Annotated in this window: 8 protein-coding genes and 2 pseudogenes; 4 read left to right on the top strand and 6 right to left on the bottom strand. The window is 55.5% G+C overall.

The window, feature by feature from the left end:
* Positions 1 to 54: 54 nt before the first annotated feature.
* The 3 genes and pseudogenes from A4308_RS15260 to A4308_RS15270 all read right to left on the bottom strand — a co-directional run bounded on the left by A4308_RS15260 (position 55) and on the right by A4308_RS15270 (position 4,187).
* The gene (locus tag A4308_RS15260) at positions 55 to 1,434 is read right to left on the bottom strand and encodes an efflux transporter outer membrane subunit (RefSeq protein WP_045282076.1); all 1,380 of its coding nucleotides are present in this window, start codon (positions 1,432 to 1,434) and stop codon (positions 55 to 57) included.
* Positions 1,431 to 2,512: pseudogene (locus A4308_RS15265) on the bottom strand (HlyD family secretion protein). Before A4308_RS15265 ends, A4308_RS15260 begins: the two are co-directional and overlap by 4 nt.
* A 22-nt stretch (positions 2,513 to 2,534) precedes the next feature.
* The gene (locus tag A4308_RS15270; RefSeq protein WP_023337255.1) at positions 2,535 to 4,187 is read right to left on the bottom strand and encodes an MFS transporter; all 1,653 of its coding nucleotides are present in this window, start codon (positions 4,185 to 4,187) and stop codon (positions 2,535 to 2,537) included.
* 203 nt (positions 4,188 to 4,390) lie between these two features.
* Between A4308_RS15270 and A4308_RS15275 the strand changes: the two genes are divergently transcribed.
* Positions 4,391 to 5,185, top strand: coding sequence for a YdcF family protein (locus tag A4308_RS15275; protein WP_045282077.1), 795 nt, complete (start codon positions 4,391 to 4,393; stop codon positions 5,183 to 5,185).
* A 54-nt stretch (positions 5,186 to 5,239) separates the two neighbouring features.
* Here the strand turns inward: A4308_RS15275 and gap are convergent, their stop codons facing one another.
* A complete protein-coding gene (gap, locus tag A4308_RS15280) occupies positions 5,240 to 6,241 on the bottom strand; it encodes a type I glyceraldehyde-3-phosphate dehydrogenase (protein WP_023330368.1) in 1,002 nt (333 codons plus the stop codon).
* A gap of 190 nt (positions 6,242 to 6,431) precedes the next feature.
* Here gap and cybB point away from each other — a divergent pair, with 190 nt between their 5' ends.
* The gene (gene cybB, locus A4308_RS15285) at positions 6,432 to 6,962 is read left to right on the top strand and encodes a cytochrome b561 (protein ID WP_014883764.1); all 531 of its coding nucleotides are present in this window, start codon (positions 6,432 to 6,434) and stop codon (positions 6,960 to 6,962) included.
* Positions 6,963 to 7,052: 90 nt separating this feature from the next.
* Here cybB and A4308_RS15290 read toward each other — a convergent pair whose 3' ends face one another.
* Both A4308_RS15290 and A4308_RS15295 read right to left on the bottom strand, forming a co-directional pair.
* A complete protein-coding gene (locus A4308_RS15290) occupies positions 7,053 to 8,120 on the bottom strand; it encodes an oxidoreductase (protein ID WP_045282078.1) in 1,068 nt (355 codons plus the stop codon).
* 13 nt (positions 8,121 to 8,133) lie between these two features.
* Positions 8,134 to 8,877 (bottom strand): DeoR/GlpR family DNA-binding transcription regulator, encoded by a 744-nt coding sequence (locus A4308_RS15295; protein ID WP_063308651.1) that lies wholly within the window; start codon positions 8,875 to 8,877, stop codon positions 8,134 to 8,136.
* A 737-nt stretch (positions 8,878 to 9,614) separates the two neighbouring features.
* On the opposite strand from A4308_RS15295, the gene A4308_RS15300 reads away from it, so the two are divergent.
* Together A4308_RS15300 and A4308_RS22995 are read left to right on the top strand one after the other, a co-directional pair.
* Positions 9,615 to 10,952 carry a TolC family outer membrane protein gene (locus tag A4308_RS15300; RefSeq protein ID WP_023337257.1) on the top strand — a complete coding sequence of 446 codons (1,338 nt, stop codon included), beginning with the start codon at positions 9,615 to 9,617 and terminating at the stop codon, positions 10,950 to 10,952.
* 121 nt (positions 10,953 to 11,073) lie between these two features.
* Positions 11,074 to 11,418: pseudogene (locus A4308_RS22995) on the top strand (BapA/Bap/LapF family prefix-like domain-containing protein); the annotation flags it as partial.
* Between the last annotated feature and the right edge of the window lie 35 nt (positions 11,419 to 11,453).

Below are 11,453 nucleotides of genomic sequence, written 5' to 3' on the forward strand. Positions count from 1 at the left end.
GGCCTACGGGTGCGAAATCCAGGACCGGTAAGCGACGCGCCACCGGGCAGGATTTCAGGCACTGCCCCAGCCGCCGCCCAGCGCCCTGTATAAATCAATCTGCGCCAGCAGCAGGTTATTTTTCACCTGCACGACGCTGGTCTGGACCGAGAACAGCGTGCGCTGCGCGTCCAGCACGTCCAGATAGGAAGAATAGCCGTTGCGATAGCGATTCTGCGCAATGCGCAGCGTCTCCTGCGCCACAGCCTGCTGGGCGAGTAGCTCCGTCAGCTGTTCCTGATAGCGCGTAATGGCATCAAGGCTGTTGTTCACTTCGGCAAACGCGTTACGCACGGTTTTTTCATAGGCGTACAGCGCCTGGTTACGCTGGGACTGGGAAATATCCACCTGCGCATTCAGCGCCTGGCGGTTCAGCAGCGGGGCAAGAATACTGCCCCCGGCGCTCCAGAGCTGAAGCGGATTGTCCAGCAGGCCAGAAAGGGTGCGATCCTGAATCGATCCGGTGGCGGTCAGGTTGATCGATGGCAGCAGGCTGGCGCGCGACGCGGCAAGGGAGGCATCCGCCGCCACCAGCTGGCGTTCAGCCTGAACGATATCCGGGCGACGGTTCAGAAGCGTGGAAGGCAGCTGCGACGGCAGCTTCAGCGGCGTCAGCGCCGCAAAGCTTTCGCTGCGCGCTACCGCGCCGGGATTGTTTCCCAGCAGCAGGCTAAGCGCATTTTCCTGCTGCGCAATCTGATGCTGTAACACGGGCACCTGCGCCCGCGTTGAACGTAATTCGGAGTCAGACTGCATCAGCTCCAGGCGCGAACTGTAGCCGGTTTCAAACTGACGTTTCGCGAGGTTAAACGCCTCTTCGCGGGACTTCAGCGTGGCTTCAGTCACGCGCAGCTGTTCGTCAAGTGAGAGCAGGGTGACGTACCCGGAAGCCACGGACGAGGCGACAGTCAAATCCGCGGCGGCAGCGGCGGCTTTTTGCGCCTCCAGCGACGCCTGAGCGGCATTCGCCGTGCTGCGGTTGACGCCCCAGATATCAACGTCGTAGCTCGCCGTCAGGCTGCCTCTGTACACCGTACCGTAGACGGGCAACCCGGTCGCAGCGGATTGCGAACGGGCGCGCGTCCCCGTGACGCCCGCGTCAAGCGAGGGAAACAGGCTGCCGTCGGCCGCAAAGACCCGCGCCTGATACTCGTTTATCCGTTCGCGGGCGATCAACACGTCACTGTTATTCTTAAGCGCCTGGTCCACATAGCGGTTCAGGTGGTTGTCATGAAAGTTACGCCACCAGAGCTGTTCCGTCGGGCTGGCTGGCCCCGAGGTGGCCCGCCATTGCGCAGGAATGTGCAGCGTGGGCTGCGCCGGTTTGACGTCGACGGACTGGCATCCGGCCAGCATCACCGCCACGACCAGTCCGGCTATCGGACGCAGGATCATGGTTTCGCCTCCCGCGTATCAATTGTTACCTGCACCGACATGCCCGGACGCAGCAGGGCGGATTCCTCTGGCTTACCGAGTACCTCAATGCGCACCGGAATTCGCTGGGCAATTTTGACAAAGTTCCCGGTGGCGTTATCCGGCGTGATCGCGCTGAATTCCACGCCGGTTGCGGGAGAGATGCTCTCCACGCGGCCCTGATACGCTTTGTCGTTCAGGGCATCGACGGTGAATTTCACCGGCTGACCGACGCGCAGCTCCGCGAGCTGGGTCTCTTTGATATTGGCAATAACCCAGTGCTGGGGGGCACAAGGGTGGTGAGATGGGTCCCGGCGGTCACATACGCCCCGAGACGCACGGCAATCTGCCCCAGCTGGCCATCACGCGGGGCCACAATGCGGGTGTTTTGCAGATCGATCTGCGCCAGCTCCAGCGCCGCTTTGGCGTTCTCAACGTCCGCCTCCAGTGCCCCGCGATTGACAATCACCGTCTGCAGATCCTGACGCGACATCTCAAGCGTTGCTTTCGCCTGGTCGATATCGGCGCTGCCCTGAGCCGCGCTTGCCAGGGCGGCATCGCGTTCGCGAACGGAAAGTGACCCATCCGCCGTCAGATCCTTCACGCGCTTCAAATCCGCCTGGGTTTTCAGGCTCTGGGCGCGGGCATTTTTCAGCGCGGCTTCATTTTTGGCAATCGTCGCTTCGGCGCTTTTACGCTGCTGCAGGTTATTATTCAGGGCGGCAATTTTCATCGCCAGCTGCGCCTCGGCCTGATGCACCCGCTGACGGTAGATGCGGTCATCAATCTGCAGCAGCAGATCGCCTTTTTTGACCTGCACAAAGTCCTGAACCTTCACCTCTGTGATATAGCCATTCACCTGCGGGCTGATAAACGTCGTTTGTCCCCGCACGTAGGCATTGTCGGTAAACTGCACGTGCCGGGTAAAGGGCGGTAACTGCCAGGCGTAAAGGATCACCAGCACGCCGACAAGACCGATGGCAGCGGCGGTGAAAACGGAAACAATGCGCACATTTTTGCGGGTGTTGGCCTGCTCTTTGGCGGCATCCTGCTGACTCATAAATTCTCCAGAACTCTTTCAATTACTTGTTGCCGGTGGCGTTCTTCAGCGCCATACGGGCAGTGATGCGCAGACGCAGCAAGCGCCATAAAATCCAGACCAGCGTGGCGGCAGCGATGCTTGCCGTCAGAAGATAAGTATCGTTGTAAGCCAGAATATTTGCCTCAAGGGCGGTGACGCTTTGTAGTTGGGTAATTGCCTGAGTCCCCAACAGCGAACTGTCACCGATCAGGCTTTTATACATCTGGGTATAAAGCTGAATGCGCTCGTTGACCAGCGGGTTGAGCGTGGTGAGCTGGTCTGCCAGCAGGCTGGAGTGGTACTTCTCACGCCAGGTCTGGAAAGTACCGAGGATCGCCGACCCGAGCAGACCGCCGAGGTTCTGGCTCATGCCAAACATGACCGAGAAGCTGACCAGATTACGCGGGTCGGCGATCACTCCGCCAATGGCGGCCAGCATGGCCGGGGCGAGGAAGAAGGCGCTGCCGAAGCCCAGCAGGAACTGGCTGACCATCAGCTGGTCCGGGCGGGTCAGGTTATTGGACTGGCTGTCCAGCAGCGAGGCAATGATCATCAGCGCCAGGGAGGTGATAATCGGCCACGCCAGTTTTGTGGGCTTGATGGTGAGACAGCTGGTGACGATCCCGCAGACGATCCCGGCGAAAATGGACCACGCCAGATGGGTCATCTGCTCATTCTGTAATCCCACATACTGTAACCAGCCAATCACCCCGGTATTTTGCTCCGCCAGCACGATGCGGATCAGCAGCATAATCAGTCCCAGACGGACGATGCTGCCGCTCGACAGCCAGCGGGTATTCAGCAGTGGGTTAGTGCGGTTATGTTCAAAGACGATGGCGGACACAATCAGCACCAGCGATAACGCCAGCGACCAGCCGATCCACGGCGCTTCAAACCACCAGTCCAGACGTCCCAGCGACAGCACCGCGCACAGCAAGGCCATGCCCGGCGCCAGCAGAAAGAAGGTGACAAAGTCTTTCTTCTCAAAGACCTTGCGTCGGTCGCCCGGCGGCAGCTTCAGCGCGATCACGCAGGCCAGGGAGATCAGCGCCAGCCCCAGTTCAAAGAAATACAATCCGCGCCACTCGTCCAACTGGAGCAGTTCAGTCGAAAACAGCCGCGCCAGCGGAATGGCGAGTGACGAGCCGGTAATGCCGATGGTCAGCGCCTTCAGGCGATGTTTCGCCGGCCAGGCCTGGATCTGGTAGTAAATCCCCAGCGAGCTGAGCGCGGCGGCCACCATCCCGTGCGCGGCGCGCACCATCAGCGCTGAGCTGAGATCGTTAACAAACAGATGGAAAAAGGTGACCAGCACATACAGCACCAGAAACCCTTCGGTGAAGGCGCGCAGACCGTACTGCTGGCGGAATTTGACCAGCAGCAGGTTGATGGAGATGTTGGTCATCACATAGACCGCGGGCAGCCAGGCGATTTCCGTTGACCAGGCGCCGAAGGTGCCCTGCAGGTTTTGCAGATTGGCGGTCACCACCGCATTACCCAGCGCCCCCGTCAGGCACACCAGCAGGCCCACGACGCCGTAGGCAATCCGTTTGGGCGTGCTGTGTTCAGGTGTGGAAGGCGACCCCAGCAGAGCGGGTTTCTCATGTGGCTGCCACTCGCGAGGAGCATAAGGATCGCGTTCGGGCAGGCGCATAACGTTGTTTACCTTAGAAATAATGGAAAAATGTGTCGACTGGCGATTCTACGTCTGCCGCAAATGATAATTCAAGTGAATATGATTTACGCATGTTAATCAAATGTTGAGGGGGCTTTTAAGGAAAAAGAGCGACACAGCACCCCCGTTGTGTTGATAAGTCGAAGTCGCTACCCTGAGGTAACACAGAGGAGGAGTTCACCATGGTTCAGCCCCATTTCCCCGTCCTGCCGGACGCTACGCTTACGGCCATCAATACTGTCGGTGAATGGCTGGCGCAGGACGATCTCCGCGGCACGTCTCAAACCCCGGATGTTGATGGGGTGATTCTGGCAGGAAACGCGGTGATCCCGACCATTGAAGCCGCCTGCCGAATTGCCGCAGAAAAGCAGGTTCCGCTGCTGATTAGCGGCGGTATCGGCCACTCGACAACGTTTTTGTATGATGCGATCCGTCACCACCCCCGTTATCACCCACTGCCGGTGTCCGGGCGGGCGGAAGCAAGCATTCTTGCCGACATTGCGCGGGAGTTCTGGCAGATCCCCGAGTCGCGCCTGTGGGTTGAAGATCGCTCCACTAACTGCGGAGAAAACGCCCGATTTAGCTGGAACATGCTGAAACAGCACCAGCGAACAAGCGGACGAATGCTGGTGGTGCAGGATCCGACGATGCAGCGCCGTACGATGGCGACATTCGTCCGCGTTTGCCGCGATGAGCCCGTTTCTCCGCAGTGGATTAGCCACCCGGGAATGACGCCAATACTGCAAAACGGCAAAAACGGCGTGGTATTTAGCGAGGGTAACGCAGGGCTGTGGGACGTTGAGCGTTACCTTTCTCTGGTGATGGGGGAACTGCCGCGTCTGTATGACGATGAGAACGGCTATGGCCCGGCCGGGCGGGATTTTATCGCGCACGTCGAATTCCCTGAGGCTGTCACCGAAGCCTGGAAACAGCTTCAGCAGGATCCGGTCCTGAAGGTGGCGCGTAAAATCATCTGAGCACGGGGCAATCCCCTCGCCCCTTTGGGGAGAGGGTCAGGGTGAGGGGGAATTTTACAGCGCGGCGAACTTATCCAGCGTACGCACCAGCTGCGTCACGAAACCATACTCGTTGTCATACCACGCGACGGCCTTCACCAGTTGCAGGTCTCCCGCTTCCGACACCTCCGTCTGTGTGGCGTCGAATACCGAACCGTAGTGCGAACCAATCACGTCTGACGACACAATTTCATCATCGGTATACCCGAACGATTTATTCCCCTGTGTCGCCTTTTTCAGCGCAGCGTTGATCTCCTCAACGGTAACTTTCTTGCCAAGAATGGCGACCAGCTCGGTGACGGAGCCGGTTTTTACCGGCACGCGCTGCGCGTGGCCTTTCAGCTTGCCGCTGAGCGCAGGGATCACCAGGCCGATGGCTTTTGCCGCACCGGTCGTGTGCGGAATAATGTTCTCAGCTGCTGCCCGCGAGGCGCGTAGATCTTTCCCGCGCGGTCCATCGACCAGCGCCTGGGTGCCGGTGTAGGCATGGATGGTGGTCATGGTGCCCACTTTTATTTCAAACGCATCGTGCAGGGCTTTTGCCAGCGGGGCCAGGCAGTTGGTGGTGCAGGACGCGACGGAAATAATGGTGTCACTGGCGTTAATCGTGTCGTCATTCACGCTATAGACGATGGTTTTCATGTCACCTGCAGGTGCCGAAATCAGCACTTTTTTCGCACCTGCGTCCAGATGTGCCCGGGATTTCTCTTCAGAGGTGTAGAAGCCGGTGCACTCCACGACAATATCCACCCCCGCCGTTTTCCATGGAATATGCTTTGCCTCTTTCTCCGCGTATACCGCAATGGTCTTACCGTCGACGATCAGCGCATCTTCAGTGAAATCTACACTCCACGGGAAGCCCCCGTAGTTGGAATCATGTCTTAGCAGGTAAGCCAGTACTTTCGGGGAGGTGAGGTCGTTGATGGCGACGACAGTATTACTGTCCTGAGTTTCAAGAAGGCGGCGCAGAACAAGGCGTCCAATGCGTCCGAATCCGTTAATGCCAATTTTACTCATTGTGTTCTCCTGTGAACATGTCGATACGACAGTTTGAACTCATCCAGGCTTAGACCATCACGGACAGGGCGGCAATTGAAGATACTTCATCCGCAGGGAAGTGACTGAAAAGTCATACAGAAAAGTTAATGAATTTTTAAGGAAAGGAGATTATGTTGGCGCGGTGACTGTTTTTTTTTCAGGAAATCCCATGCGTACTAAATATTCAAGCCTGCAGATTGCGATTCACTGGCTGGTGTTTTTGTTAGTTGTCGTCGCCTACTGCGCGATGGAGTTTAGAGGCTTTTTCCCGCGTACCGATCGCCCGGTAATAAACATGATCCACGTCTCCTGCGGGATCTCGGTGCTGGTGCTGATGGTAGCGAGATTGCTCATCCGCCTTAAATATCCCGCACCGCCTATTCAGCCGAAACCCAAAGCGATGATCACCGGTATGTCGCACCTTGGGCATCTCATCGTTTATCTGCTGTTTATTGCGCTGCCGCTGATTGGCATTGTGATGATGTATAACCGCGGAAACGACTGGTTTGCCTTTGGCCTGCTGATGCCGCATGCGGCGGAAGGGAATTTTGATCTGGTGGATATGCTGAAGGAGTGGCACGAGACGCTCGCCAATCTCGGCTATTTCTTGATTGGTCTGCACGCGGCGGCGGCGCTAATGCATCACTATTTCTGGAAAGACAATACGCTGCTGCGCATGATGCCGAAAAAGCGTCAGTAGTCTTTTCGCCCGGCGGCGCTTCGCTTGCACGGGCCTACAAACGGCTCAAACTCGTAGGCCGGGTAAGCGCAGCGCCACCCGGCTTGTTTTTTAACCCAGCAGCGCACGCTCTTCAGCCGTTAACGCCAGCGTCTGCGTTGTCCCGGTCTCTGATGATTTCACCGCCGCTTCCAGCACAGCCATGACCGCTAACGCCTCGACAGGGTGAACGGGATGGGGGATTTCCCCGCGCAGCGCATCACGCACATGGATGTAATACTGGCGCTGGTCGCCTTTCGGTGTGGCAACGGTCTGCGTTGCACCGTCTGCCCCGAAGAACACCATGCTGTCGCTGTCTTCTCCCCAGGTTTCGCTGCCGGGGATCACTCCCGCAAGCAGTTGTGCTTCCTGCTGATCGATTCTGGCCTTTACCACGCTGCCTTTATCCCCGTGAACGGTAAAGCGCGCCGTCCCGCCAGCGACCAGCATGCTGGCGTGCAGAATAACCTTGTGCGCCGGGTAATTTAAAACCACGTGCGCCCAGTCGTCGATCTCCGCACCCTCGCGCAGCGTCGCGATATTCCCCTGAACCGACTCAGGCAGGCCAAACAGCTGTAGCGTCTGGTCGATCAGGTGCGGCCCCAGGTCAAACCACAGACCGCTCCCTGGAACGTTCTGCTCGCGCCAGCGCACGCGGACTTCCGGACGGAAGCGGTCAATATGCGACTCCAGGTGCTTGACCTTGCCGAGCGTGCCTTGCGCAATAATCTGTTTAATGCCGAGGAAATCGCTGTCCCAGCGGCGGTTATGAAAAACAGAGAGCAGGAGCTGTTTTTCATCCGCCAGCGCGATCAGGTCGCGGGCTTCCTTCATGTCGAGGGTAAAAGGCTTATCCACGACGACATGTTTCCCGGCGTTCAGGGCCAGCGTAGCCAGCGGGGCGTGAGTGGCGTTAGGCGAGGCAATCACCACCACGTCGATATCAGGATGCTGAATAGCCTCTTCCGGTGTCGCGACCACAAGCACCTCCGGAAGATCGCGTTTTACCTTCTCTTCATCACGGGAAGAGACCACCGCCAGCCTAAGCCCGTCCACGGACTGGATCAGCGGAGCATGGAAGGTTTTACCCACAAATCCATACCCGATCAGCGCAATGTTGATTGTTTGAACTTTACTCATGACCTTCTCCACGTTATTGCGCGCATATGGTGACCTGTAATGCGCCAGGGTCCCCAAGCTCAGGCCAGGGACGATCTAAAAAGAGTTGATGAATGTCGGATAACCCTGAAACCAGATACGGTTCACAGCGGTTAACTTTCAGATGGTCGGCCACGATCCAGTGTTCATGGCTTGCGGCGAGCATCGCACGTTTCACCTCAGCATCGGCCTCTTTACCGGCACTCAGACCGAGTTCGGCATGAATGGCGCACGCCCCAAGAATGGCGATATCTGCCCGATAGCGGGAGAGCAACGACAACGTGGCGCTTCCGGCAAACAGGCGCTGTTTCGGGTCCCATTTCCCGCCGAGCAGGATCAGATCAATGTCTTCCCGGTCGCTAAAATGCTGGGCGATGTCCAGCGAAGTGGTGATCACGGTGTGAGGCCCCTGAAGAAAGGTCGCGACGGCCATCACCGTGCTGCCGGCATCCAGAAAGAGGGTGGAACCGGCTGGAACCGCCTGCGCGACCTGTTTCCCCAGGCGTTGCTTGGTTTCAGGCAGCAGCGTGTTGCGGCCCTGACGATTCATGGCGGAAAGATTAAGGGCGATAGCGCCACCGTGGTTCTTCTGGGCCAGCCCCTGATTTTCCAGGTCGGTGAGATCCCGACGGATGGTATCTGCTGAAACCTGCAGCTTTTCTGCCAGCTCAGTAATGCTGGCCTGACCTTGATCGCTCAAAATATCAAGGACATAACGTTGACGTGCGGTCTTGTGCATGGCTGCACTCCTGCAAAATGTCGCAATAATTCGCATAATACAGCATTTTTGCGCAGAGGGAAGCAGGGGAATGGGTAAGCTGTCGGGAGGTGCAGTCATTCCGGTAGGTGATTATTACATTTGTATTAAGCAGATATCATTAAGCCGTTTTGAATGTTAACCACAGTGTTATTGTTTTGTTTTATTTAATGATTTGGGTTATGTAACCATTATACTACCATTGAATGGAATAAAATTCTGTATATAAGATTTATAGTGGCGCTTAATCTCTTACTTTAGTTTTTTAATGGATTTTTATTTTGGTGCGAGGTCGGTAATAACTTAAATTGACACTTCTTTGAAAATCTTTGTGTCTGACGCTCCTGGAAATTAACGCAAAAATGTACAGAGAGTAGATTAGGAATTTTCCTTAAATAACAGAGGGTTTATATGTTTCATTTGAAATGCCCTTTTTATGGTTTTGTCCAGAAACCCCATCTTTTTTCTTATTTGTAACACCACATTAACATTGTGGGTGTAGTGGCTTATACCACATTTTGTTATGCTGCAAATCAGTTTAAGAAATAAGTAAATTCTTAATTGAAATAAGACGACGGACTTTCTCACTTCCAATGGAAATGGGTGTGGGGGAGTTTTACCTGAAATTCAGTGAGGACGCTAAAGAAGATATTTGTCTAATTATCTATACCTCTTTTTGGGTAATTGCCTGAGTTTGGCTCAGAGTCAGGGAGATAAAAATGACGATATTGCGAAAGCCTATGTTACGCCGATTTACAACAGCACTGGCATTAATTTCATTCGCCATAAATACGGCTTATGCCAATAGTCACCAGGCAGGGATTGCCGCAGTGGCAAAGACGACCTTAAAAGAAAGTATTCTTTTTGCTATCGATCGCGATCCCTCAATTAGTCAGCAGGCCGCACAATTAGGTATTGGTCAGGCGCAAATAGATGAAGCGCGTAGCGGCTGGATGCCACAAATCGCGTTGAACGGGAGCACGGGTCATAGCCAGACCACCGATTCCAGCGGATCGCTGAAGAATTCTGCGGCCTGGGGGATTAGCCTGACCCAGCTGCTGTACGATTTCGGGAAAACCAATAACAGCATCAGCCAGTCTTCCGCCCAGCGCGATAGTTACCGCTACCAGCTGATGAGTACGCTCTCTGATGTGGCGGAGAAAACGGCACTCAGCTACGTGGAAGTTAAACGCTATTCCGATCTGCTCCAGGCGGCAAAGGACAACGTTCAGGCGCTTAAAAATGTTGAGCAACTGGCAAAACTGCGTGCGGATGCAGGGGTGAGCTCCACTTCCGATGAACTGCAGACCCGCACGCGTATTGCTGGCATGCAGGCAACGGTCGCGCAGTATAACGCCGCCTTAAACAGCGCCCGCGCAAGGCTTGCGGTCTTAACCGGGATGCAGGCTGACGCTTATTCGCCCGTGCCTGCGAACCTCGCCGTTGAGCCTGATTCGCTTAACCGCATTGATTATTCCTTGATACCCACGGTGTTAGCGGCGCAGAACCGGGAGCGTTCGGCCCAGTACGGCGTGGAAACGGCGAAGTCCCAGCACTGGCCGACCTTAAGCCTGAAGGGGGGGCGTACCCGTTATGAGTCGGACAACCGTTCTTACTGGGACGACCAGATCCAGCTCAATATTGATGCACCGCTTTATCAGGGCGGCGCGGTCTCCGCACGTGTGCGTCAGGCAGAAGGCGCACGGGCTATGGCCTCTTCTATGGTTGATCAGGCGCGCTTCGATGTTCTGCAAAAAGCCTCCGTTGCGCAGGCTGACTGGACCGGTGCACGGGGAAGAATGGAAGCCGGTAAGCTGCAGCTGGAAAATGCACTGCGTGCCCGTGATGTTTATAAAAATGAATACACCCTGAGCAAGCGGAGCATTAATGATTTGCTCAGCGTTGAGCAGGATGTCTGGCAGGCCACGTCGGCAAAAATAATCGCTGAGTATGATGGGTGGAGTTCGGCAATTAATTATGCTTCCGCGGTTGATAATTTAATGTCGCTTATTGGAATAGAGAAAAACGCTGCCGCAAAATTACCCGATTTGAGTTAAAAAAAGACGCGCATAGCTGCGCAAAATAAGACTGAAAATAATGGGTGTTTTTTCCCAGGGATAGCTACATCCATCTGGTGGACATATCCACAGGAATCCGCACACCTGCAAGGAGAAGAATATGAGTAACGTAAAGGTTGTTGATGTCATCATTCGCAAAACGGCAGAAAAAACGAAATTAACCGGAGACGGAAATCTCTCGGTATCCATTTCATCGCCGAGTGTGATTGAAATCCAGGGCTCAGCTCAGGATGTGGTGCGTTATGTCCGCCAGGGTAAAGACCTTCTCATTTATATGAAAGATGGCAGCGTTATTCGCTGTAATAACTATTTTGTCGAAGATCCTGAAACCCATCATCAGTCAGAGCTGGTATTCAACGATCATCAGGAACTGACGCATATTTCTTTTGCCGATGCCGGGGAAGCGTCTGGCGCTGCTGTCACTGAGTTAACCGCCCAGGCCACACCCATTAGCAGCATTGAACCTTTCCTTGAGCAGGA

It is taken from the genome of Enterobacter sp. ODB01 (assembly GCF_001623605.1).
Classification (GTDB): Bacteria; Pseudomonadota; Gammaproteobacteria; order Enterobacterales; family Enterobacteriaceae; genus Enterobacter; species Enterobacter kobei.

Coding starts and splice junctions, on each gene's coding strand:
- A4308_RS15300 (WP_023337257.1), top strand. CDS start 9,615: ATGACGATATTGCGAAAGCCTATGTTACGCCGATTTACAACAGCACTG.
- A4308_RS15260 (WP_045282076.1), bottom strand. CDS start 1,434: ATGATCCTGCGTCCGATAGCCGGACTGGTCGTGGCGGTGATGCTGGCC.
- A4308_RS15270 (WP_023337255.1), bottom strand. CDS start 4,187: ATGCGCCTGCCCGAACGCGATCCTTATGCTCCTCGCGAGTGGCAGCCA.
- A4308_RS15275 (WP_045282077.1), top strand. CDS start 4,391: ATGGTTCAGCCCCATTTCCCCGTCCTGCCGGACGCTACGCTTACGGCC.
- cybB (WP_014883764.1), top strand. CDS start 6,432: ATGCGTACTAAATATTCAAGCCTGCAGATTGCGATTCACTGGCTGGTG.
- gap (WP_023330368.1), bottom strand. CDS start 6,241: ATGAGTAAAATTGGCATTAACGGATTCGGACGCATTGGACGCCTTGTT.
- A4308_RS15290 (WP_045282078.1), bottom strand. CDS start 8,120: ATGAGTAAAGTTCAAACAATCAACATTGCGCTGATCGGGTATGGATTT.
- A4308_RS15295 (WP_063308651.1), bottom strand. CDS start 8,877: ATGCACAAGACCGCACGTCAACGTTATGTCCTTGATATTTTGAGCGAT.